The organism is Sphingobium sp. GW456-12-10-14-TSB1 (genome assembly GCF_059424385.1).
Map to the genome: position 1 here is coordinate 815,705 of NZ_JBWKZI010000001.1, position 23,684 is coordinate 839,388.

At 63.1% G+C, this 23,684-nt stretch carries 26 protein-coding genes; 24 read left to right on the forward strand and 2 right to left on the reverse strand.

Annotation, left to right across the window (positions count from 1 at the left end; all coding sequences use genetic code 11):
• Positions 1 to 220 precede the first annotated feature (220 nt).
• From AC07X9_RS03895 to AC07X9_RS03910, 4 genes are all read left to right on the forward strand, one after another.
• Positions 221 to 967, forward strand: a complete 747-nt coding sequence (locus AC07X9_RS03895) for a site-specific integrase (RefSeq protein ID WP_086485510.1) — start codon at positions 221 to 223, stop codon at positions 965 to 967.
• 473 nt (positions 968 to 1,440) lie between these two features.
• On the forward strand, positions 1,441 to 1,959 hold the full coding sequence (locus AC07X9_RS03900) for a helix-turn-helix domain-containing protein (protein WP_140159557.1): 519 nt from the start codon (positions 1,441 to 1,443) through the stop codon (positions 1,957 to 1,959).
• Positions 1,960 to 2,085: 126 nt separating this feature from the next.
• Positions 2,086 to 2,766: a hypothetical protein gene (locus AC07X9_RS03905; protein ID WP_140159558.1), complete on the forward strand. Its 681-nt coding sequence runs from the start codon at positions 2,086 to 2,088 to the stop codon at positions 2,764 to 2,766.
• 129 nt (positions 2,767 to 2,895) lie between these two features.
• Entirely contained in the window at positions 2,896 to 3,231 is a 336-nt protein-coding gene (locus AC07X9_RS03910; protein WP_237449622.1) for a hypothetical protein, read from the forward strand.
• A gap of 117 nt (positions 3,232 to 3,348) precedes the next feature.
• On the opposite strand, the gene AC07X9_RS03915 is transcribed toward AC07X9_RS03910, so the two are convergent.
• Positions 3,349 to 3,585, reverse strand: a complete 237-nt coding sequence (locus AC07X9_RS03915) for a hypothetical protein (protein WP_239659669.1) — start codon at positions 3,583 to 3,585, stop codon at positions 3,349 to 3,351.
• A 29-nt stretch (positions 3,586 to 3,614) separates the two neighbouring features.
• Complete coding sequence (locus AC07X9_RS03920) at positions 3,615 to 3,953, reverse strand: hypothetical protein (protein WP_048575834.1); 339 nt, start codon at positions 3,951 to 3,953, stop codon at positions 3,615 to 3,617.
• A 265-nt stretch (positions 3,954 to 4,218) separates the two neighbouring features.
• Here AC07X9_RS03920 and AC07X9_RS03925 point away from each other — a divergent pair, with 265 nt between their 5' ends.
• From AC07X9_RS03925 to AC07X9_RS04020, 20 genes are all read left to right on the forward strand, one after another.
• Positions 4,219 to 5,133, forward strand: a complete 915-nt coding sequence (locus AC07X9_RS03925) for a DUF7146 domain-containing protein (protein ID WP_086485513.1) — start codon at positions 4,219 to 4,221, stop codon at positions 5,131 to 5,133.
• Positions 5,134 to 5,223: 90 nt separating this feature from the next.
• Positions 5,224 to 6,861 (forward strand): PRTRC system ParB family protein, encoded by a 1,638-nt coding sequence (locus AC07X9_RS03930; protein WP_086485514.1) that lies wholly within the window; start codon positions 5,224 to 5,226, stop codon positions 6,859 to 6,861.
• Positions 6,862 to 6,897: 36 nt separating this feature from the next.
• Complete coding sequence (locus tag AC07X9_RS03935; protein ID WP_048575831.1) at positions 6,898 to 7,332, forward strand: PRTRC system protein E; 435 nt, start codon at positions 6,898 to 6,900, stop codon at positions 7,330 to 7,332.
• Positions 7,333 to 7,379: 47 nt separating this feature from the next.
• On the forward strand, positions 7,380 to 7,586 hold the full coding sequence (locus AC07X9_RS03940) for a PRTRC system protein C (RefSeq protein WP_048575830.1): 207 nt from the start codon (positions 7,380 to 7,382) through the stop codon (positions 7,584 to 7,586).
• A 154-nt stretch (positions 7,587 to 7,740) separates the two neighbouring features.
• Positions 7,741 to 8,751 carry a hypothetical protein gene (locus tag AC07X9_RS03945; RefSeq protein ID WP_495197979.1) on the forward strand — a complete coding sequence of 337 codons (1,011 nt, stop codon included), beginning with the start codon at positions 7,741 to 7,743 and terminating at the stop codon, positions 8,749 to 8,751.
• Positions 8,752 to 8,759: 8 nt separating this feature from the next.
• Positions 8,760 to 9,575: a PRTRC system protein B gene (locus AC07X9_RS03950; RefSeq protein ID WP_048575828.1), complete on the forward strand. Its 816-nt coding sequence runs from the start codon at positions 8,760 to 8,762 to the stop codon at positions 9,573 to 9,575.
• On the forward strand, positions 9,572 to 10,234 hold the full coding sequence (locus tag AC07X9_RS03955; RefSeq protein ID WP_048575827.1) for a PRTRC system protein A: 663 nt from the start codon (positions 9,572 to 9,574) through the stop codon (positions 10,232 to 10,234). The genes AC07X9_RS03950 and AC07X9_RS03955 overlap by 4 nt, the downstream gene beginning before the upstream one ends.
• The gene (locus AC07X9_RS03960; protein WP_048575826.1) at positions 10,224 to 10,982 is read left to right on the forward strand and encodes a PRTRC system ThiF family protein; all 759 of its coding nucleotides are present in this window, start codon (positions 10,224 to 10,226) and stop codon (positions 10,980 to 10,982) included. Before AC07X9_RS03955 ends, AC07X9_RS03960 begins: the two co-directional genes overlap by 11 nt.
• 168 nt (positions 10,983 to 11,150) lie before the next feature.
• Positions 11,151 to 11,372, forward strand: coding sequence for a hypothetical protein (locus AC07X9_RS03965; RefSeq protein WP_086485516.1), 222 nt, complete (start codon positions 11,151 to 11,153; stop codon positions 11,370 to 11,372).
• Between the two features lie 63 nt (positions 11,373 to 11,435).
• On the forward strand, positions 11,436 to 11,711 hold the full coding sequence (locus AC07X9_RS03970; protein ID WP_048575824.1) for a hypothetical protein: 276 nt from the start codon (positions 11,436 to 11,438) through the stop codon (positions 11,709 to 11,711).
• On the forward strand, positions 11,708 to 11,980 hold the full coding sequence (locus AC07X9_RS03975; RefSeq protein WP_048575823.1) for a hypothetical protein: 273 nt from the start codon (positions 11,708 to 11,710) through the stop codon (positions 11,978 to 11,980). Before AC07X9_RS03970 ends, AC07X9_RS03975 begins: the two co-directional genes overlap by 4 nt.
• A 64-nt stretch (positions 11,981 to 12,044) precedes the next feature.
• A complete protein-coding gene (locus AC07X9_RS03980; RefSeq protein ID WP_048575822.1) occupies positions 12,045 to 12,524 on the forward strand; it encodes a hypothetical protein in 480 nt (159 codons plus the stop codon).
• 20 nt (positions 12,525 to 12,544) lie between these two features.
• Positions 12,545 to 13,783, forward strand: coding sequence for a hypothetical protein (locus AC07X9_RS03985; protein ID WP_048575821.1), 1,239 nt, complete (start codon positions 12,545 to 12,547; stop codon positions 13,781 to 13,783).
• Positions 13,784 to 13,898: 115 nt separating this feature from the next.
• Positions 13,899 to 14,225, forward strand: a complete 327-nt coding sequence (locus tag AC07X9_RS03990) for a hypothetical protein (RefSeq protein ID WP_048575820.1) — start codon at positions 13,899 to 13,901, stop codon at positions 14,223 to 14,225.
• 178 nt (positions 14,226 to 14,403) lie between these two features.
• Positions 14,404 to 19,560 carry a helicase-like domain-containing protein gene (locus tag AC07X9_RS03995; protein ID WP_140159559.1) on the forward strand — a complete coding sequence of 1,719 codons (5,157 nt, stop codon included), beginning with the start codon at positions 14,404 to 14,406 and terminating at the stop codon, positions 19,558 to 19,560.
• A 62-nt stretch (positions 19,561 to 19,622) separates the two neighbouring features.
• Entirely contained in the window at positions 19,623 to 19,904 is a 282-nt protein-coding gene (locus AC07X9_RS04000; RefSeq protein WP_048575818.1) for a type II toxin-antitoxin system ParD family antitoxin, read from the forward strand.
• Complete coding sequence (locus AC07X9_RS04005; RefSeq protein ID WP_048575817.1) at positions 19,901 to 20,197, forward strand: type II toxin-antitoxin system RelE/ParE family toxin; 297 nt, start codon at positions 19,901 to 19,903, stop codon at positions 20,195 to 20,197. The genes AC07X9_RS04000 and AC07X9_RS04005 overlap by 4 nt, the downstream gene beginning before the upstream one ends.
• Before the next feature lie 291 nt (positions 20,198 to 20,488).
• Positions 20,489 to 21,709, forward strand: coding sequence for a helix-turn-helix domain-containing protein (locus tag AC07X9_RS04010; RefSeq protein ID WP_048575816.1), 1,221 nt, complete (start codon positions 20,489 to 20,491; stop codon positions 21,707 to 21,709).
• A gap of 259 nt (positions 21,710 to 21,968) precedes the next feature.
• Positions 21,969 to 22,988, forward strand: a complete 1,020-nt coding sequence (locus AC07X9_RS04015) for a deazapurine DNA modification protein DpdA family protein (protein ID WP_048575859.1) — start codon at positions 21,969 to 21,971, stop codon at positions 22,986 to 22,988.
• Positions 22,989 to 23,086: 98 nt separating this feature from the next.
• Entirely contained in the window at positions 23,087 to 23,668 is a 582-nt protein-coding gene (locus tag AC07X9_RS04020) for a hypothetical protein (protein ID WP_048575815.1), read from the forward strand.
• Positions 23,669 to 23,684: the final 16 nt, after the last annotated feature.

A 23,684-nucleotide genomic window follows, 5' to 3' on the forward strand; every position in this document is an offset into this window, starting at 1 on the left:
AGCCACCTTCGGCGCCTTCAAAAATCTATCTTGCGCTGCGCGCGCCTCCGGTCGGGCTACGCCCGCCCTCCGCCGCACGCAGCGCAAGGCCATCTTCAACAAACCAGCATCATATTATCTGAAAAGGGGGTCCCTCTTCGACGCCGATCGGGGGTCCCTTTTGAACGCCGTTTGACACGATACGATCCAGGATGCCAGCGGTGCAACACAATCAGACGCGGTGCTCGCTCAGCTTAGCGCGATGTTCAATTGGCACGCCGCGCGTGATGATGATTTCGTATCCCCGATCGTGCGGGGGATGAAACGCACCAAGTCATCCGAGCGGAAGCGCAAACGTATCCTCAGCGACGAGGAAATCCGAATTTTCTGGCGAGCGTGCGAGACCCAAGGCACTTTCGGCGCTTTCTGTCAGTCATTGCTCCTGACGCTCCAGCGGCGTGAGAAATTGAGACTTATGCATCGGGACTTCCTCACGTCTGATGGTTTGTGGGCGATTCCGACCGAAGATCGTGAGAAGGGCAACGCCGAGTATATCAGGCTGCCTCCTATGGTTATGCAGATCGTTCGCAAGCAGCCTACTAGTGCAAGCGCTCCCTTTATCTTCCAAGGACGCTTGAAAGGGCCGATCAATGGCTTCACCAAGGACAAGGCGGCGCTCGATGCCAAGATGGAGGAGATCGCTGGCCATCCGATCCCGCATTGGGTGTTGCACGATTTGCGACGCACTGGAAAAACACTGATGATCCGATCTGGCGTCTCCCCGCACGTCTCCGAGCGGGTGATGGGGCATGTTATACCTGGCGTGGAAGGTGTCTACGATCAGTATGAGTATCTGGCTGAAAAGACGGCCGCCCTTAGAAAGCTGGCAGCGTTGGTGGCGCGGATTCTCAATCCGAAAGACAATATCGTTTCGCTGAAGCCCGGGCTTCGATCCAAATCGCTTACCAAGAAAAAGGCCTCGGGATAGATCGAGAACCCTTTGCCCATTACCTACGGGAATCGAACCGGATTTTGGGGACACTACAGGGGATCGGAGGGGAAATAAACCACTATTTTTCAATAGTCAGCTTGCCCTAGATTACCCTCCATTACCCTAAATGTGCCACGAAATGTGCCACGGAGCACGCCGATCCGTGGCGCTGAAAAGCCAGCTAACGCGTCGCATCTGAAAGTTCAAGCTAATGCGCTGGTTCGACGTCGCACGTCTTGTCAGGCGCTGATGAGCCACCGTGCCAATCTGCGGACGAGATCAGCGAAAATGTCTCGCGATGTTAACCACATCCATAGCGAATATCCCCTCATAACGACACATTGCCGCACGATGGAATTCGTGCATGATGCCCTTGGAACATTCCGTTCCATACAGTGGGGGACAATCAAGAGCGGGACATCGACGCGGTTCGCGCGATGATACTCGCGATGGGACGGAGAGCGATGCCCATGAAACACGATGCTCAAATTGAACCTATGCTGGACGAGCACGGTCGCCCAGCCGTTTTCGCGCCTCTTTGCAGGTCGATCATCAAGGCAAGAGCGACGTCGACAGCAACGTTCGGCTCACTCTGCTCAGATCCTGGAAGTGAGATGCTTCTCGACCTCTACTGGCGCGAAAGTCAGGGCCTGAAGACATCTCTAACCAGCTTGTGGCTTGCGTCCAAAGCATCCGAGATGACGGGCCGTCGGTGCCTGGCGGTGATGGAGGAGCAGAACATTGTCGAGCGGATGCCTGACCCTTCCGATGGACGCCGGGTCAATGTGCGGTTCACGTCGGAGGGCCGCAAGAAGATGGATGCCTGTTTTAGCGCCCTTTTGCTCGGCTACGCCGAAACCTGTCGGGATTGCGCTTGCAGTTGCAATGATGGACCGACTTCACAGGACTGCGCAAGCCGTTGGAATAACGTGCCATTCTGCACTCTGATCGGCGACCTCCCTGCCGCTTCCACATATTGGAGGCGATGATAAGAACCCGCGGTGGAGCGCTGGCGGGTGGCCATGGTAAGGTTTTGTCCGTGTATGGCGATAATCATCTATTCGTCAGAACGGATATGGCATGCCGATCTGATATTTGGATCGGCGGAGGAATGCATGAATGCGGAAGATGCTATAGAGTTCAGTCGCAGTAAACTCGCACGCGACATCGCGCGGCTGCTCAACGGGCAATCGCGGACAGAACGACGTGCCATTCTCACAATGGCAAACAATATTCTGGACGCGGTTGATCGAGAGCCACTGTCACCACCGTGCGATGCCGACCTTGAACCTTCAGGTAGAGCCGACCCGGCGATCGAGGCCTTAGCCGCCTGGCACCTTATCCTACCCCGCACACGCAACTGCCTGATACACGATGCAGCCTTCGACCTTGGCGGTGAGACGTTGCGCCTCAGCAATGTAGCGACCCGATCGCTCGAAAGCCTCGTGTTGATCGGCGGATTTGGCCGGATCTCCTATTATGATCTTGCCAGGATCATGAAGCGCTATGGCTGGGGTTTTAGTGCTCGACTTCCCGGACAATCGGCCGTGCCGGCACATTTCTTTCGGGACCCGGAGGGCGGTCTTGCCGCTGTGGACCGTGAGCTTAACGCGTATAGGCGTAGCCATGCGTTCGACGTGCATCTCCGCGAGACGAAGCAGCGCGAGAATCTGACTTACGAACAGGTGGCCAAGCGCTGCGGAGTGTCGGCGCAGGCAGCGAAAGAACGAATTCGAAGGGCACGCTATCTCGAGGACAAACGGACCGAATTTCCTTTGCCCAACGGTGCCTTCTAACTGCCTGGTCGTACAATCTGGCCGGAAGGACAAACGATGGATCAACGCGTCATCGATCTTTGGGATCGGCTCATGTCCTATGGCGAAGGAGATGCGGTCCCGCGCCCCGCATTCCGTAATGAGGTATAGGTGCTGCATGAAGCGATCACCGATGAGCAGAGTCGGCTTGGCCTCATGCGGATATTCAATTTTATATGCGATCTGGTGGCAGCGCATCTCGAAGATGCAGGTGGTAATCTTGAAGCCTTCGCTCCACCGGCAGGACCAGATATGGATTTCCTGCGCGCCGAAAGCCTTGTCGACGGCGTGCTGGACTGGAGCCGGCTGCGTTATGTGACCGAGCGCGAGGTACTGGCGAGCCGCGTGACAGCAGATGATCCGCTACGTCGTTACGCATTGGGCGACGATTTCGCCTTTGATGAATTTCGTGGAACGCCACCCCCGACGAGGCCGCTCCGCCATTGAGGCAACGATTCTTGGCACCTCGATATTGGGGGACGTGTCAAGATATCGAATAGCGACTGGTGGGTTATTGCAGCGTCTCCCGCTGCTGGGCCAGAATTCTGCAATAGCCGACCTCCGTCATCCACTTCGCGCGGCGCAGATGATCTTTCCAGCAATGCAGAGTCCGCTCCGGCTCGGCGATCGGATCACGGTGTAGCACGACCGGGCAACCTCTTGCCAATCCGCGCCCGCGACGTCGGCGCCCAATAGCCGGAAATATGTGATGGTATGCTGATCGTCATAGGGCGTGATGTTGTCCGACCAAGGCACTTCGTCGGCAACACTTGGATCAAGTTCGATCATCGGTCTCTTCACCTTGCCTGTCCTTTGAGTCGGATCGCCCACTAGTTTGTCGTCTTTGGCGTTCCGTTGGCGTGATTCAACTCGAGGAGAAGCCAGTCTCGAAACTTGCCCATATATTCTCCCGTATCCGCGACAATCTGCGCCACCAGATCCTCACTGAGATCATCCTTTGTCAGATCGAGATCACGAAGAGCGCTCGCCACCATATGGCGCTGAAAGACATATATGGCGTTGCGGATGTATCCGCGCACAATTGTTTCGATCGCTTTGTCATCACCTTTTGCGGCATGGATAAGCTTTTCTATCGCCAAAACCGTAGGATTTGGCTCATCAATCGTCTGCCGCATTTCCGGCGTCAGCTTCCTTTCCAGTTCGGCCATAGATTACTCCGGATCGCTTGCTCATGGCATGTCGGAATATTCGCACGGACATACCAGGCGGACAAGGCCTAGCTGCGGCGAACTCCCGTCGGACTTCCTTCCGCAGTAGGACCATCCATTCTTCAATCGAGATCACACGAGGTGCGGACTGTGCGGAAGGTTCGCTTCGCTGTCTGTCACAGACCTCCTGATCTCACGTCGCGTCACCATTCCGGAAGGGGAGGGGGCTTGGGTTGGAGGATAGCCTTCAGCTGGAGTTTTTCTCATGGCCCTTTCGCGGACCAGCGCCGATCCCCGCTTGCATGCGGCCGCCGCCAGCATCGTCAAATCCCTGGGCGGCGAATGGAAGCCATCGGGTGCAATGTGCCGTTGCCCCGCCCATGACGATCATCGCCCGAGCCTTTCTGTCCGGGTCGGTGAACGCGGTATCCTGTTCAAATGCTTTGCGGGGTGCTCCACCATCGAAGTCATTCGCGCGCTTCGCGGTGACCAGCACCGCATCCCTTCGAACGAAGGCGGTCGCACCATGCCCGATGGGCAAGAGCGCCAACTCTCGGGACGGATACGCTCTCTCTGGAGGGAAGCCGGTCCGATTGGCGATACACCGGCCGAAGTTTATCTCGCATCTCGCAGACTGGCTGGTTCGTATCCCTCGCTCCGCTATCACGATCGGGTTCCCTACGGGCGCGGGGAAAACGTCTGCTTCCGCCCCGCGCTGCTTGCCGCTGTGGAGTGCGATACCGGCGTCATAGCTCTGGAGCGGCTCTTCCTCGATCCTCGCACTGGTCTGCCGATCGCCGACCTCGATCCCCCGAAACGGCTGCTGGGCCGACCCCTCGGCGGCGCGGTTCGCTTTGGTACCGCAACTTCCGTGCTCGGCCTCGCTGAGGGGTGGGAGACCGCATGGTCCGCGCATCTTCGGCTGGGCATTCCGGTTTGGGCCGCGTTGGGGTCCGATCGCTTGCCTCTGGTCACAATACCCGAGCGGGTCGAGCATCTTATTCTCCTCCCTGACGATGATCCTCCGGGTCGCCGTTGCGCGCGACGCGCCCGGCAGGCGCACACGCGGCCGGGTCTTGTGATCGAGACCAGGTTTCCCGGCGGCGGCTTCAACGACTGGAACGACCTGCATCGCGCAGAAGGGAGAGAGGGAGGGAGGTGGTTGGAGCAGGTGGCCTGACGGTCGGCTGCGATCCGCACATTCAGGCACGCGCGGCGGGACGCCGAGGCGGCTCTGATCAGCCCGCCAAATTCCACAAGGAGACGAGCCTTGACCTCGCCATATCCGAGCTACCCCGCCACGCTCCCGCTTTCCAGAATCGTGAAGGGCGACAATCCCCGGCGCTATTTCGACCGGAAAAAGCACGAGGAAATGGTCGCCTCCATCCGGCTGCGCGGCATTATCCAGCCGATATTGCTTCGCCCCAGAGCCGACGTCTTCGCCATCGTCTGCGGCGAGCGCCGCTACCGGGGCGGACTGGAGGTCTACGGCCCGGACGGCGAAGTCCCGGTCATCATCCGCGAAATGACGGACCAGGAAGCGCTCGAAGCCGCGATCGCCGAAAACGACGATCGTGACGACCCTTCCGAGACCGAGCAGGCGGATGCCGCTGTCCGTTACCTCGCGGCGTGTCAGGGCGACCGGGCCGAGGCCATAAGGCGGCTCGGATGGTCGCGCGACAAGTTCGATCGCCGCCTGGCGCTCGCCAATCTCTCCGAGGTGGTCAAGACCGCGCTCGACGAACGCCGGATCAAGCTCGGCCACGCCGAACTGCTCGCCGCGGTTCCCGGCGACAAGCAGGACAAGGCCCTCGAAACGATCCTGAAAGCCGGGCTCGACGTGAACAAGACGCGCGAGCTGCTGATGCGCGTCACGCAGAACCTCGGCAGCGCTTGCTTCGACAAGAGCGAATGCACGACCTGCCCGTTCAACTCGGCGACGCAGCGCGCGCTTTTCGAAACCCATGTCGACGACGGTTTTTGCACCAACGCTGCATGCTTCGAACTCAAGACCGAAGCCGCCGAGGTGATCCGTTTCGAGCAGGAAGAACGCGCCGCGAAGGCAGCACGGGCCGCGGCCCCGCCTCCCATCGAGACGGACGACGGCGACGACAACAGTGATGCGATCGAGGAAACCGCACCTTCGGCCGACGCTCAGCCGCGTTCTGAAGCTACCACCTTGAGCCTGGATAGCATCGGAACGCGCGCCGCGACGCCCGCCGCCCAGGTCAAGCCCGCCACCAGCGCCAGTGCGGCGGACAAGCCAGCCGTCACCGCCAGGTCGATCGCGGCCCGCACCACCGACCTTCGCGAATCCGCATGGCGAACCGCGCTAGCACGGGCGCTCGCCGGCAATGCTGAGCAGGCTCGCACGACCATCCTTGTCGCGGCGATGTCGGGCACGCTCTCGCAGATCAAGTCCGATACGCTGACGTCGCGCGCCGGCCTGCTGGTCGGCCCCGAGTTTCCGGAGCTCGACTACAGCGCCCAGATCACCGCGATCCGCGCGCTGCCCGACGCCCGCGCGGCGAATGTGCTGTCCGTCATCGGCGCCGCCTACGCCAAGGATGTGGTCAGTTTCGGCCATGTCGCCGATCTCGCCAGGATGTTCGAGGTCGACCTTCGGCCAAGCTGGCAGGTCGATCAGTCGTTTCTCGAGCGATACACGAAGGGCGAGCTCAAATTCATCGCCCAGGAATGCGGCCTTGTCGCACATGTAGGCGAGAAGCGGTTCGCGAAGATGCTCGCCTCAAAGAAGCCCGAGCTGATTACCGGCATGCTCAATCGGATCGGCTTCGATTGGGCCGGGCGCCTGCCGAGCGCCATTACCCTCGACGGCACTTATGGTGCGCCCCCGGACCGCGGTGCCCACCAGGCCGAAGCGCCGATCGCGGAACTCGCTGCCTGACCGGCTTCCCCACACTCCCAGACAAAGGATACCGACATGCTTGTTACAAGCCTGCTCCCGCTGCTCGTCCGCTATTCGCTCGGTCTCGACATGGTCGCCGGACCCGACGAGACCGTCACCCTGACGATCATTCCGCGTAAGGCGGGCCCAAAGTCTGCCGCGCTCGACGGCAGCGAGACCCGGCCAATCTCGATCACGGCCAGCGCCGAGGAGATCGATGCCGAATTGGCGCGCGGCGCGAACGGCGCGCTCGGCCAGCTCATCGCCACGCGCAGGACGCTCGCGGACCAGATTGCCGAGCAGCGGCAGGCGGACGAAGACGCCAGGGCCGCCGCGGCGGAAGCTGCGAAGGCAAAGGCCGCCAAGGCTGCGGCGACCAAGCCGCCCGCTCCGACCAGCCCTCCGAAGATCGAGACGCCGACCAGTCCCCCGGCTGACGCCAAGGCAGATGAACCCGCCACCCTGTTCTGAGCCGATCCGCTCGACCCGTTCCCTCATCACCAACCCGGAGATCTCATATGCAGGTTAATCAACTCACGCGCGCCTATCGCTACGACGGTATCGACCTTCCGGTGCCGCCGCATCTCGCGGGTGACCCGGATGCCCTGCGCGCCTATCACGCCACCCTCTACCCGGCGATAACAAACGCCGAGATGATCGACGTCGGCGTTTCGGGCACGGCGCACGTGACCGAATATCGCCGCGCGGTCGGCACCAAGGGCTGACCCATGCCGCACGCTAAACGCGCGGCTATCCCGGCCGCACCCCGCAAAAGCCTCATCGAATGGATCGAGAACGATGGCAACTCGGCTGATATCTCCCAACCTGCCTGCAGCAGTCAGGCCAAGGCGCTCCATGCGCGGATCCTCTCCGACCCCTATGACGGGAACGGCGAAACCCCGGAACCGCTTGCATGCCCGGCCGGCTTGCCCCTCCCGCCGCTCGGCTGACCTCGCGGGGCGCGCCGTCGCGATCTCGGCGGATGTCCCCGCGATATTCGATGCGCCGCTGCCGCCGCATCACAAGCTGATCGGCCGCTGGGTCGCCGCGCGGGAAGCGTCGTCGGGATTATACACGCGCGCCGCGGCCCATCAGCATATCGAAGGCATTTTCAACGCCGCCGTGCTCGAGATCCTCGATCCCATCGAAATCGCCGACTTCAGGGTCGCCGTCATTCTCAAGGAGGGGGACGGCACGCCGGCGATTGCCGTGATCTGCCAGAACTTGGGCCAGATCGAACTGGGATGGATCGAAACCGGCGATGCGCCCATTCCCTGGCGCGCCGCCGCATACAGGGCGCTCGAGCAGTGCCTCGGCCGCGTCCTTCCGATCTTCAGCTACGAGGATCTCTTCAACGAGATATCTATCTACTATTGGGATGGCGAGACCGACGACGAACGCGCGCGGCAAAGCCTGATAGCCTATCACGGCGCGGACGCGGACGAGCTCGACGAACTTACGCTGCCGTCCGAAATGAACGCGCGTCGGCCCGAATGGATGATCAAGGAAAACGCGGCGCCTTCAGCGCGGCTCCCATCAGGCCTGCGGCAGAAACTCAAGAGATTTCACGCCGCGCACAAAGCTGTCGGCTCTCTCCGGCCCGAACGCAACGCATGGGACTTCGATCTCGAGGTCGCCTACGACTATATCCCCGGCATCGAGGAATGCTCGTCCCTTCCGCCGCTCACGCTCGTTCCCTTCGATCACTTCGCGCGCGAACTCGATGATGTCGCCCGCAACGGCATGGAGATGGGCTTCATGGAGGTCGCCGGGCTGTGCCCGCTGCGGGATGCACACCACATCGACGACTGGTTCGCGTCCGTACGGCTCGGCGCGGAATTCCTGCTCGCAGCACAAGAGCTGATCCAGGTCGATCCAGCCAAACTCTGAGGTGTCCAATGTCCGAACATTCTACCCAGTTCGAAGCCGCTGGCGGCGGCCTGGTCCTGAGGGGCGCGATCCTGCTCTACCGCAGCGAAGGGCCGCGCAATTTCAGCTCCTATGGTGCCCACCGCGGGGATGCGGGGGCGTTCGCCAGCATGCACGCGGTCGAGCATGACGACGAGGGCCGGCCGACGATAGCCGCGGGCGTTCCGCTCTCTCGCGCGCATCTGCGGCAATGGACCGAAGCCCTCGGGCGGACAGTCCGACCCGAACTCCTGCCCGAAAACATACTGGTCGCTCACCCCGACATGCTTGTCTGGTGGGTTCCCGAACAGGTGCGCCCCGCCTATTTCAACCTGTCGACGCGTTTGGCGGGGCTTCAGGTCCTGACGGAACGAACGGTCGTGCCGGTGCCCTATCCCGCACATCTGTTCATCGCCACCGGGTCGCGCCTCGGTGTCTACGCGCTGCCCGTGAACGAGCGTCCGACCGCCGACACGCGCGTGCTGCACTCACCGATCCTCAACGTCTTCGTCAATGGATCGCTTTGCTGGGGCAATATCCCGACACCGCGCGCGCTCGCCATTTCGTCCATCCCGGAGTTCGAGCGGGCGGTGTTCGACAGTTGGTCGACGCACCCAAATCCGGGACAGGAGTTCACCATCAGCGGCAAGGGCGGCCTCGTCCGGCTCTGGGACGGTCTTGCCGCCCGCCGTGCGAAGCGCTTTCCGATCAAGCGCCTCAAGCCGTTTGGCGCCGGCGCCCGGCAGGGACGGCGCTCATCGACCGAACCAGTAACCGTTGGCAGAATCATCGGAGGCGCGAAATGACCGCCTTGCTCGCCGACGATCCCACGGCTGCCGCGCTCCTTGCCGATGTGCCCTGCTATCCGGTCCCGCTGCATGGCGGATCGCCGGCGCTCGACGCACTACGCGCCGCTCGGGTCGGGCGCGGCCTCGCTGTCGGGACGGATGGCGTCCTCCTGATCCTGCGCCGTCCATGGCTCGCGCTCGACATTCCGGTCACACGGCCGATTGCGGCGCACCTGCCTTATGGTAGCGTCGGCGGCCCAAAGGCAGACCTGCGCTGCGGGTTCATCCCCGCGGGATTCCTCACATCAGTCCTCGAGTCGCTGCGCGCGGCCCTACCGAATGAAAGCGCGGCTTTTATTCTCTGGAACGAGGCCTCGCGCGAGTTCGCCCTGGACTTTCCCGTCATCGACGAGGCCACGCCCTCGCGCCTTGTCTATCGCACGCCGGTCCTGCCGCCCGATTGGCACATGATCTGCGACATCCATAGCCATGGCACCGGGCCGGCCTTCTTCAGCGCCACCGACGATGCCGACGACGCGCACGCGACGAAGATATCGCTCGTGTTCGGCCGGTTGGACCAGCTCGACGGTCCCACAAGAGCGTCGCGCCTCTGCGCCGGCGGCATGTTCCTGCCGCTGCCGCGCAGCCCATTTGCAGGAGACCATCATGCCGCCTGACACCAGCGCCCGCCACTATCTTCCAGCCGCATTCGGCGACCGCACGCTCAAGGTTCTGCTCATAGGCTGCGGCGGCAACGGCGCGCAGATGCTTATGGGACTCGCCTCGCTCGACATGGCGCTGCGCGAGATCTCCTCGCGATCGCTGCACGTCACCGTGGTCGACGACGATATCGTCACCGAGGCCAATCTCGGCCGGCAGCCCTTCTTTCGCTGCGATCTCGGCAATTCAAAGGCGCGGACGCTCATCGAGCGCATCAACCTTGCGCATGGCCTCGCCTGGAAGGCGGTTCACGGACGCGCGCCCGGCAAGGTCGGCGTCGACGGCGCCGATATCCTCATCACCTGTGTCGACACGGCCTCGGCCCGCCGTGCGATCGGAGCGGCGCTTGCTGATGAACGGAACGGTCCCGCCTATTGGATGGACCTCGGCAATCGCTCGAGTGACGGACAGTTTCTGGTTGGCTGCCCCGCACGGGCCGGCGCCAAGGTTCGCGCACGGCTTCCGACCGTACTCGAATATTTCCCCGAACTCGCCGACGACAGCGTGCCTGACGACAACGCCCCGTCCTGTTCTGTTGCCGAGGCGCTTGAACGCCAGTCGCTGTTCGTCAACCGCGTCATGGCGAGCCACGCCCTCGCGCTGCTGTTCGACCTGCTCGGCCGGGGCTCGATCGGCCATGCGGGCGGTTTCATCAATCTTGCCAGCGGGCAGGCGGTCCCGATTCCGCTGCCGCGCAACGACTGAAGCCGTATTCGCTCGGACGGCATGTCTTCGACGGCCTGCCGACGGCTCACCATCCGGAAACCGGCCGCCTTTGGGCAACAGCGCATCGGTGCCGCCGCTTTTTACCCCCGAGATGGCGCACTCACGGGTCGCGTTGACACCGCTGAGCGAGACTAAAGGAGAACAAATATGCCTCAATTTGAAGTCCAGGTGATCGCGCGGCCGTGGGTCAATCAACGTATCGTGATCAACGCACCAAATGCGGAAATTGCGGCGCAACAGGCAATCGAGACGGCCCGGGAAAGCCCCGCTGCTTGGGAGGTTCCCGGCGCGAAAGATTTCACCGAGATACTGATCGACCCGGAAGAACTGACTGATTTCGACACGGACGAAATCACGGTTGAAGGATAGCGGCTAGCTCCGCCCAAGTAGTCCCACCCGTCCCTGTTTCTCTCTTTTGGAAGGATAGTGTGCATGACGCCTATTACTGACGATAACTGGACACTCCACTATACGATTGGCCGCGTTCTCGCCGCCAAGGTCAAACCCGGCGATGTGGTTCACATGCCGGGCGGGGGCGGCGACCTGATCGTGCTCGGCGGAAGAGCGCCGCTGCGCGCCAACGACCGCGGCAGCATCATCGTCCGCTATGCCCTCGCCGGGGATAGTGACAGGTTCGAGACGCGTCCCGGCGCGGTTGGGATGGTCTGGATCAGCGCCGCCGGTGGCTGGTCGGAGCTACCGGCATGAAACCGCACCATGTCCATGTCTACACGACGATCCGGGTCAAGGTCGCGGTGACCGCGGAAGATCATGCGGACGCCATGCGGCAAGCGGCAGCGATCGTCGGGACAGGGATTTTCCCTGTTCGTCTCCTTCCCAACGCTGCGGCGGTGCTCGACGCGCAGCCAGCCGAAGAGATCACCAGCTTTCTGGTGGACGAAGCGGACGATCCGGAGTTCGAGAACAGCTGCTTCTACGATGCGGAATACCGCAGTCGCGAGGACTGCCCAACATGACCGAATGAAGGGGAGGAGGAAGGGAAAGGCGCTCCGTTTGGTGGAGCGGTCTGGAGCATCCCCCATGAAAATCGAACTACGGCGCATCTCCTACAATGCCGCGCTCTCGCAGGAAACCGCCGCTTTTGCAGCCGAGGTCTGGATCGACGGCGAGCTTGCCTTCCACGCACGCAACCAGGGAACGGGCGGGGCGGACTTCTATCGTCAGGTCGGCCGATGGACCGAAGCTGAAGTCAATGCCTGGCTGACGGCCAATAGACTCCCGCGCAGCCTTGGCGACGACCTCGCTTGCGATCATGATCTTGAGATCGAGGTGAGCGACCTTCTGATGCGCGCCGTCGAAGGCAAACGCCTCAAACGCCTTCTCCGCACCAATCTGATCGCGATCGAACGCGATCAGATCCTGCAATATCCGCTCCGCAAGCGGCCACTGGCGATCGTCACCCGCGCCGTGCGCGCCACCAATCCCGATGCCGTCATTGTCAACGACGCCGGCGACGATGTGTTCGCGCGCGCCCTGGACGTGCTGCTCGCCAGCCGCTGACAGCCCGGATCGGAACGCCGATGACCAACGACTTCGATCCCGCCGATGCGGGATGCTGGATGGCGCAAGGCCGTCCGGCCCACCACGCGCATGCGCTCGCCGACGCTTGGCGCCGCTTTCCCGACCTGCCGAACGACGCGCCCCTGGACGAGCGCATGGCGCGTGCCCGCGAGCGTGTTCAGGCGCTTCGCCCGCTCAACGAAGCGATCGGACTGGAGACCGAACGCCAGCGCCAATTCGCGAACTTCGCCTGCATCGAACGCCAGATTGCCGAGGGCAGCACCGACAGCCGCAATGCCTTCATCCTCCATGCCCGCGACGTTCGTGGTTATGATTGGGACGCCTCTTACGCCTATGCTGACGGTCGCTATGCTGCGGAGGCTGGATGGGAATCGCGTCCACCGTCACCATGCCGCGCGGGGGAACAGGACGTCCGCCGACCCGCCTACCACCAGGGCTTTCTGGATGGCGGCGGTCAGCCCGACGACATCTTCGATGCCGCGCGGCGGTCCTTGGCGGTCACCCCATCCGAGATCGCGCACCCTGAAAACCCGCGCGCCGCCCGGCCGCTTCCCAGCCAATGGCCAGGCCCGACCGATACCCCGGCGCCCGTGTCATGGCATCGCCGCCTGCTGCTGCTCGGCGCTTCGGAGCGCGAGACAGGCGCGATCGGCATCCTCGCGATGCTGAGCGAACGGCCCGGACATGAGGCTGCGGCCCAATATGTCATCAGCGCCGAAACCGGGCTGCATCCGCTATCCGGCTTGTCGGCCCCGCCACCCGGCGATGGCGCCGCGCTCCGCCAGATCCTGCGCCAGGGCGACTATACGGACATCCTGATCGTTGCCGACGATGCGGAACTCGACCGGCTCGATGCCGATGCCGATATCCTGCCGCTCGCGCGAACGATGGAGCGGACCCGCAATTCGGTGCTCCAGCAGCGCGCGCAGTTTCGCCTCTGGCTCGCCCGGGGCCGCGCGCCCGGCGACCAGTTCGCCGCCGGCCATATCCGGTGGTCCAAAATGGCGGCCGGGCTGTCGGGACGCCTCGGGGATTTCACCGCGCGCTATGCCGGTCCGGCGCGACCTCGCGGCCACCGCATCGTGATCGAGGATGCGAGCGGCGATCTCGCCCATGGCTATCGCACGCCGTTCGGCGAGAAACTCCATCCCGAGATCGTGATCGGCAACAAGGCGCATGCCCGAACCGCGATGGCCGACCTGCTGCGGCAATATGCGGCTTCGCTTCGCCTGGGCTGATCCCGCATTTCCGGCCCGGCGGGACATAAACGCAGATGCCGCCTTTCGAGCAGACGCGTCATGGATGGGAAGGGGGAGGAGGATTGGCGGTATTTTCGACGAAGGACTTCCGCCAATGAACTCTGCCCTTGCCAACGAGCTTGACGCCCGAGCCGCCGAAGGCCGGCATCCGGTCACTCTCAGCCAAATCAAGCAGCAGTTGCGCGATCTGGGATACGCGCTCGATCGCACCCTCGACTGCCGCTCAATCGCCCGCATCATGACGGGGCCCCGCGCCGGACAAACCTACCCCAGTCTCTCGACGGGGATCAAGGAAGCGGACACCGGACGTAGCGCTTTCCACGTCGATGCCCGCCGCGACACCAAATTCCGGATGCTTCAAAAGCTTCGGTTTGAGGTCGGCCTCTATACCGTCCTCAAAGGGGCGATCCTGGACCTCTGATCGAAACCGCCCGGCCTCCCATCGATCACGCAGCGCCAGGGGCAGTCAGCCAAATCATTGCCAACCGCGCACGTAACAAGCCCGCTTGAGCCGCCGCTCGGCGTGAGGCCGCAGCCCCCCTGACATCCGACCGGGCCGCCACGCCGCGCCCGCAAGACCACCGAAAAGGAAGCATTCCATGCGAAACAGTGCATCCGCGCTGGCTCTCCAGCTGTGCCTCGACTTCGACCAGCCGGTCGCGCCCGCCAAGCCAGCCGCCCCCGTCGATCCGGAGCCGACGCTCTTTTCGGCAACCATCGTCGACACCGCCCGGCCGCCAGTCGAGGCAGCTATTGATTTCTCCCTATCGGCGGGGCGGACCCTGGCGTCCTCATGGAAGGAACGCGCACGCGACAATGTCGAGGCGATCCGGCTGCTGAACCTGCTCGACCGCGAAGGACGGTCCGCATCACCGGCCGAGCAGCAGGCGATTTCCAGGTTCATCGGCTTCGGCGCGTCGGAACTTGCCAACAACATGTTCGCCCGCCGCGGGAAAGAATATCGCGAGGGCTGGGAGGAACTAGGGCAGGCCCTGGTCGCCGAGACGACCGATGTCGAACTCCAGTCTCTCAAACGCGCGACGCAATATGCGCATTACACCCCCGAATACATCATCCGCGCCATGTGGGACGCTGCCCGGACCCTCGGCTTTACCGGTGGGCAGGTTCTGGAACCGGGGTGCGGCAGCGGCCTCTTCATGGGGCTCCGGCCGGATGCATTGTCGCAGGACACGCTGTTCGTGGGCATCGAGAACGATCCCGTCACCGCTCGCGTCGCAAAAGCGCTCTATCCCAATCAGGTCATCCGCTGCGTCGATTTCGACAAGGCGCCCCTGCCCGCCGACTTCGACCTCGCGATCGGCAATCCGCCCTTCTCGAACCTCACCATCCAGAACCGGACCGAACTCGGTAAGCTCGGCCTGTCGCTTCACGACTATTTCATCGCCAAATCGCTCGAGCATCTACGGCCCGGCGGCATCGCCCTGTTTGTGACATCGCGCTATTCGCTCGACAAGAGCGATCCCAAAGCCCGCCACCATATCGACGGCATTGCCGATTTCCTCGGCGCGGTGCGCCTTCCGGGCAAGGCCATGCGGCAAGAGGCGGGCACGGACGTCGTCGTCGATATCCTGCTTTTCCAGAAACACACCCCCGATGCCCTTCCACGCACGCAGAACTGGATCGAGCTGGCCGAGATCCCCGACAGCGACGAAGGTTTCGGGCCGCTGCGGATCAACCGCTATTTCCTCGACCATCCCGATCATGTGCTGGGGCGTCACGAATGGCGCAGCGGCCAGTTCGGCATGGACTATAATTGCGCGGCCGACCCCGACGCAGACCTCCCGGTCGTCCTCGCGGCCACCTTGTCCGCGATCGCATCGAAGCACGCGGGCGCCTGCAAGCCGCTCGAGCGCACCACATCCCTGCGCGACATGCCAAGCGCCACCCTGGATGTGCAAGTCGGCACCGCCGCGGACGAAGCCGAGTTCAAGGAAGGCAGCTATCTGGTTTCCGGCGGTGTCCTCCACCAGATCATAAATGGCACCCCGACCGTGGTCGGCGTCAAATCCGGCCGCGGCGGCGCTGGTCTGTTTCCCAAGCACGCGGCTATCATCAAGGCCCTCATCCCGATCCGCGATACGGTCCGCGCGATCCTGCGCGCGCAGTTGGGCGACCGGCCCTATGATGCCCTTCAGCAGGCGCTGTTCACCCACTACCGGCAGTTCGCGAAAAAATACGGTCCGATCAACCGCACCATCACCAGCATCCGCACCGATCCGGAGACAGGGGCCGAGAAGGAGTATCAGCGCCGCCCTAACCTTCAGCCCTTCCTCGATGACCCCGACGTCTGGCTGGTCGCTTCGATCGAGACCTATGACGAGGCGAGCGACACGGGCACGCCCGGTCCGATCTTCACCGAATGCGTCGTCAAGCCGCCGGTAACCCATGAAATCCATTCGGCGCAGGATGCCCTGGCGCTATCGCTCCATGACCGCGGCCGCGTCGATTTGCCCCTGATCGCTCAGATGCTCGGCGTTACCGAAACCGAGGCGCTCACCGATCTTGCGGGGGACATCTATCTCGACCCCGTCCGCAGCACACCGCATTTCGATCACTGGGTCACGGCCGACGAGGTCCTTTCCGGGCCGGTTCGCACCAAGCTCGCCCTCGCGCGCGAGAAAGCCGGGACCGATCCGCGATTTTCTGCTGTCGCCACCGCGCTCGAAGCGGTCCAGCCGGTCGATCTGAAGCCCAGCGAGATCACCGCGCGTCTCGGCGCGCCCTGGATTCCGGTCGATGTCATCGAGGCGTTCATCCTCGAAATCATGGAGGTCGAGACCCGGATCCTCCATACGGTGGAGCTGGCGAGCTGGACGGTCGACAAGGCCCCGTTCGCCGGGCACGTCAGTTCCTCCTCGACCTGGGGCACAGCCCGCCGGAGCGCGGCGGACCTGCTCGAAGACGCGCTGAACTCCCACATTCCCAAGATCTACGACGTCCACCGCGACGCCGACGGTTCGGAACGCCGCGAGCTCAACGTCGTCGACACCGAAGCGGCCAAAGAGAAGCTGGCGAAGATCAAGTCGACCTTCGAGACCTGGGTCTGGCAGGAGAGCGAACGCGCCGATCGGTTGGTCCGCATCTACAACGATGCCTACAACAATCTCGTGCCCCGGAGCTTCAGCGGCCAGCACCTGAAGCTGCCGGGCGCGTCGACGACGATCCGCATGCGCGATCACCAGAAGCGCGTCGTCTGGCGGATCATCGCGTCGGGCTCGACCTATGTGGCCCATAGCGTCGGCGCGGGCAAAACCTTCAGCCTCTGCGCCGCAGTGATGGAGCAGCGGCGTCTCGGCCTCGCCAACAAACCGATGATCACGGTGCCCAACCATTGCCTCGCGCAGATCGCGCGCGAGTTCCTGATGCTCTATCCCACCGCGCGCATCCTGGTCGCCGACGACACGAACTTCGTGAAGGAGAAGCGGCAGCGGTTCCTGGCGCGCGCGACCACGGGCAATTGGGATGCGATCATCATCACGCATGATGCGTTCAAGTTCGTGCCCACGCCGTCATCTTTCGAGAAGCAGCTGATCGAGCACCAGCTCGACAGCTACGAGGTGCTGATCACCGGCATCGACAGCCAGGACCGCGTGTCGCGCAAACGCGTCGAACGCCTGAAAGAAGGACTGAAGCAAAGGCTGGAGAATCTCCAGTCCCGCAAGGATGACCTCGTCCATATTGGCGAGATCGGCATCGACCAGATCGTCGTCGACGAGGCCCAGCAGTTCCGCAAGCTGACCTTCGCCACCAATCTCGGCGACCTGAAGGGCGTCGACCCGGTCGGCTCGCAGCGTGCCTGGGACCTGTTCGTGAAGAGCCGTTATCTCGCCGGGACCAATCCCGGACGCGAACTGATCCTGTCATCGGGCACGCCCATCACCAACACGCTGGGCGAGATGTATACGCTGCAGCGCTTCATGCAACCCGACGAGCTTCACGCCAAGGGCCTGCACGAATTCGACGCCTGGGCGTCTGCCTTCGGAGACACCCGCACCGAACTCGAACTCCAGCCGAGCGGCAGCTACAAGCCCGTCACCCGCTTCTGCGAGTTCGTCAACGTCGCCGACCTGATGGCGATGTATCGCAGCGTCGCCGATGTCGTCTTGAAGGATGATCTGCGCCAGTACGTCAAGCTCCCCACCATCAGGGGCGGCAAACGGCAGATCGTCGTCGCGAAATCCGGCGCGCCGTTCAAAGCCTATCAGCGGGTGCTCGCCAAACGCATCCAGGCCATCGAGACCCGCGGCGGCCGGCCGCAAAAGGGCGACGACATCCTGCTGTCGGTGATTACCGATGGCCGCCACTCGGCGATCGACCTGCGGTTCGTCGACGCGGATGTCGGCAACGAGGAGGGCAACAAGCTCAATCTCCTGATCGAGAATGCTTATCGTATCTGGGAAGAGACGGCCGACTATCGCTACATCGATCCGGAAACCGGCAAGCCGTATCCGCTCTCAGGCGCGGTGCAGATGATCTTCTCCGATCTCGGCACCGAGGCCGCGCTCGAAACGCGCGGCTTCTCCGCCTATGTCTGGATCCGCGATCGGCTTGTCGCGATGGGCGTGCCGGCCGAGCAGATCGCCTTCATGCAGCATTACAAGAAGAACAGCGCCAAACAGCGCCTGTTCAACGATCTCAACCAGGGGCGCAAGCGGTTCGTTCTGGGATCGACCGCGACCATGGGCACCGGCGTCAACGCGCAGCAGCGCCTGAAAGCCCTGCATCATCTCGACGTTCCCTGGCTGCCATCCGATATCGAGCAGCGGGAAGGGCGCATCGAGCGCCAGGGCAACCAGAATGACGAGATCGAGCTTTACGGCTACGCCACCAGCGGCTCGATGGACGCGACCAACTGGCAGATGCTCGAGCGCAAGGCCCGCTTCATCAACATGGCCATGTCGGGTGACCGCTCGATCCGGCGGATCGAGGACGTCAGCTCCAACGTCAATCAGTTCGCGCTGGCCAAGGCTCTCGCGTCGGGCGACGACCGCCTGATGAAGAAGGCCGGGCTCGATGCCGAGGTCGCACGGCTCCTGCGCCTGCGCGATGCCCATGTCGACGACCAGTATAATATCCGCAGGACCATCACGCGAACGACGCGCGAGATCGAGGACTGCCACAAGCAGATCGCCAGGCTCGAGGCCGATCTTGCACATCGTGTTCCCACGAAGGTGGATGAGATCCTCTTCGATTGCGACGGCACGATGATGACCGATCGCAAGGCTGCCGGCGAACGTCTCCTCGGATATGCGCACCGGATGCGGAAAGGTCGCGCCGAGGCGCGCTGGACGCTCGGCACCTTCAACGGCATCGGCCTGGAACTCTCGGGCTACGAGGCCCTCGACCCCGATGGACGGCGCTACCTCTGCACCGTGATCGCGATGCAGCATCACGGCGAGCACGCCGACTTCGAGGTGACCGAGAAGACGCGGCCGAGCACGGTGATCGGCCGGATCGAGTCCTCCATCCGCGATCTCGACACGGATCTCGCCGTCGTCAGGGCCAGTCTCGAAGCCAACGAACGGCGTCTTCCCGCCTTCGAGGCTCGCTTGGGGCAAGCATTTCCCGACGCCGCCCTGCTCGACGAAAAACTCAACGAACTCGCCGAGCTCGAGGCCGAGCTGGCGAGCACCAAGGGCGAGTTCAACGCGGACAATGACGGTGACGCGCCGCTGCCCCCGCTTTTGGACGGCGCAGGCACGCCGGTGCCACAAGAAGCCGCCGTTGCTGCCTGATGCTCACATCGGTCTGGCTATCAATGGCAATTTGTGCCATTATGACCTCAGGAGATACGTCAATGGCGTCCATGAATGTTTCATTGCCCGATCCGATGCGCGATTATGTCCAGAAGCGCATCGACAAGGGGCACTATGCAAGTGTCAGTGACTATGTGCGCGATCTAATCCGTCGTGACCAGGCGGACACGGAGAATGAACAGCGCTGGCTGAGCTCGCTTGATGCTTCAGTCGAGGAAGCGGTAGAGGAACTGGAGAGCGGCGGCGGCCGTGAGCTCGGGGCCTTCTGTCGGGAGCTCACCTCCGAAATCGAAGCTCAAGGCCACCAGACCCCGCTTCAATGATTGTCATACTGGCGTCGGCCGCCCAGCGCGATCTACGCGCGATCGGCCGCTACATCGCGCAGGATAATCCCTTGCGCGCAGTCTCCTTCATCGCAGAGCTCGAGAGCGCCGCACAGGGCCTTGCCGAGATGCCACAGGGCTTTCCGCTGGTTCCGCGTTACGAACGATACGGTATCAGACGCAGGTCCTATCGCGGCTATGCTTTACTCTATCGTGTCGCAGGCGATCGGATAGGTGTCGTCCGAATCCTTGGACCAGGACAGGACATCGACCGGGCCTTGAACCTACTTTGAGATGAGCGGCGCGCACGAAGCGCCCGTGCTGTCTGCTGTCAATGCTGCGGTTTGTCGGCATGAAACATTATGCAGCCACCCCCAACGGACGGCGCCGAGCGCGGTATCATCAATAGGCTCCAGTCGTCCTGGCGACTGCGGAGCATATTGACACACAGGTTCACGCGCCTGGTCTTCGGCGCATGGGAAGGGGAGAGGGGAGAGAGCAGGCGAGGCCTGTTCAAATGGACCGCAGACCATCACGACCGCGGTTGCTCCAGGGCAGGCGCTCCTAGCACCGGAGTCCTTCCCATGACCATCCCAAGATCCGCGCCATGGACGGCGCAGGAAATCGTTACGCTGCGTGCCTGTTATCCTGCCGAAGGACACAGCGTCGCGCAGCGGCTTCCGGGCCGAAGCGTCCATGCCTTGCAGGTCAAGGCTCACAAGCTCGGCCTGAAGACAGCCCATAGAAATCCCGCGCCGAGGCCGCGCCTTGGCGGTGAGAACCTCGACGAAGCCATCCGGCTGCGTGAGGTCGAGAACTGGTCGTTCAGCGCGATCGGCACACATTTCGGTATCTGCGAAGCCAGCGCCTGCAACGCGGTGACGATCGCCCTTTGTGTCCGGCGCGGATACCGTCCGGCAGAGCGCGATCAGCATGGGCGCCTGACGGCTGAGGGTATCGAGCGACTGCGCTATGCGTTGAAGAAGGGTTACAAGGGCATCGACATTCAGTTGCGTCTTGGCGTCTCGGCCGCCTGCGTTTCCGAGCAGCGCCGGCGATATAATCGTGAACTGCTCGCACGCGGCAAGGCCGCGCTGCCCCCGCCGGGCGGCGGCGAGGCTTACAGCGGCGTCAAACTGTCGCCGGCAAAGCGCAGGCAGGTCGAGGAGCTGTTCCTGCAGGGGCTCGGCACACAGAAGATCGCCGAGCGCACCGGCGTGTCGAAGACGAGCTGCACCAGGATCAGGGGCCGCCTTATCCGAAGTCTGCGCCGCAAAGGGGAGTCGCTTCCTGGATGCGATAGCTGCGGGGTCCGTCATGTGCATGCTGAAAGCGCGCGTTTCGTAACCGATGAACAGAAAGACCTTCTGCGCGCGATGCTCCTCGATCGGGTGCCCGTCCAGCGAGCCGCGCGCGAACTCGCGATTGGCGCCTCGACAGCCTATCGGCTTCGTGACGCCTTCGCCGCCGAACTGGCGGGCGAAGGCCGGGCCCTGCCGCCTCCAAGGCGTCCTGGCCGGGTTCGCCACGCGCCCATGCGCAATTCCTGCTGGCCTCCGGCTTCGCCTCAGGAGATCTACGCGTTCCGGCGCCTCCTCGGCTGTATGGGGTTCGCTGAGGCGAAAGCACATTGGCAGGACACGCGGCGAGAGGAGGCAAGGATAGCACGAGAAGCGGCCGCGACGCACAAGCTTACTTTCGAGGAGCAGCTTGCCAAGGTCGCGTCCGGCGAACTGCGCATCACACGCGGCTTCGTTCGCAACCATCTCGAGCCGCGGCTTCCCGCACAAGCCGTCGACGCGTGATCGCGCGCGGCACCGGCGCGCTGGGGCGGCCGGAATCTCCTGGCATGATCGATCCCGGGCAACCGCCGGTCGCCCAGCCTCTGGCGGCGACGGCCTGACCGAAGAGGAGAGGGAGGGTTTGAGGCGGGCGTGCTGATGCGCCCGGACGGCAGGAACTGGCCTCATGCCCTATGACATCCCCTCTCGCTTCCAGCAGCCGCCCGCCGGCTTGTCCCAGGCGGACCGATCACCGGTGTACTCTTCGAACGTTGCCCCTCGGTTGGCCGCGGGCACCCCCATCGAGATCATCGTCGGCCTTCCCGGCCTGTCGGAGGGGCCCTTGCTCGCCCGCGCGCGCGCGTTGCAGCTTCCCGTCCTCATCTCCGCGAACAGCCTGTCACGCTGGCGGCAATGTGACGGCGGGCGTGAATGGGCCGGTTGGCGGTTGAGGCAGCTTGCCAACGCCCATGGCCTCGCTTCGATCATGCTCGATTCCGCCGGATTCGTCCTCGCATCAAGATATCGAGGCCTCCCATGGACCGTCGAGGATTATGTCGAAGGGCTGGCGGCCGCCTACCCCTGGCGGCTCTGGGCAAGCCTCGATCATTGCGTCGAACCCGAGATCGCGCGCGACCGTGAAGAAGTGCTCGATCGGATCGCGCGCACTGTTCGCCTCAACATCGAATGCCATGCCCGCGCACTCGACGCCGGTATCGTCTCGAATTTCATGCCAGTTTTGCAAGGCCGCCGACCAGGCGATTATGTGCGCTGTCTCGATGGCATCGCCCATATCCTGCGTCCGGGACAAACGGTTGCGATCGGATCGACCTGTCGGCGCGCCGTGCACGGGGAGGATGGCCTTCTCGCCGTGTTCGAAACACTCGACCGCCATCTCGATTCCACGCACCCGCTCCACGGTTTCGGGATCAAAGGCCCGGCTCTTAGTCATTTGCGCGCTTTCGAACATCGCAAGATCACGGTCGACAGCAGCGCATTCTCCTATGCGGCGCGTATGTCCGCGCTGTTCGACGGACACGCCAAGACCAACCACTTCGTCGCCGACCACATGGAACGCTGGACCGAACGGCAATATGCCCGGCTCGCGCGTCCTCGGAACGGGTTTCAATCGTCATTGCCGCTGCCGTTGCCTGCGGAACCCCTTCCGACAGGCTGGGAAGCCGCCGTTGCCGCCGCGCGAGAGGAGATTCGGGCGCTCGTGATGGACGGCGAAATTTCCCACGATCAAATTACCGACGCCTGGATCGCCGAGTGGGCGGCCGATTTGCTGGGGACCGCTTGACCGACCGCTCCGCACCAAAGTGAAGCGTCAGACAGAATGCTGGTTGAATTGGTCGCGATAATCCGCTAAATGTAACTCATTAAACTAGGAGTGCCCCCATGTCCCGTCCCGCCAGCACCGCAACCGTCGATGTCGATAGCATCCTGCGCGACCGGATAATGGCGAGCGCCGACCGCATCATCAAGATGATGCCGCCCGCCGCCAAGGCGGCCGCGATCGGCAGCGTCGATGTTGCGGCGCTCGTCTTCAATATCGCGCGCGGAATCCCATCGGTCGAAACCGATGATCCCGACAAAGCGGAGGACATCACACGGGCAATCGCCTTCAAGCGCCGGCTGATCGACGAAGCGGGCGGCGCGTTCGACGCCGAGGCGGTGCGCAAGCTTCTCGGCCACAAGACCGTGCAAGCCGTCTACAAGGCCGCCCGCGATCGCCGCCTGCTGATGGTCGAAGACAATGGCGCCAAGCTGTTTCCGGCATTCCAGTTCGACGGCGACACCATCCGTCCTGCAATGTCGCGCATTCTTGCCGCCGCGCCCGGCGCCGGCGGATGGGCCGTGCTGCAATATCTGGTGAGCGGCGATGGAGGTCTGGGCGACGCGCGGCCGATCGACCTGATCAAGGGCAATGAGGCGGACGTCGATCGCGTCATACGCTTCGCCGGTACGCTCGACGACTGACGATGGTCGCTCGCGC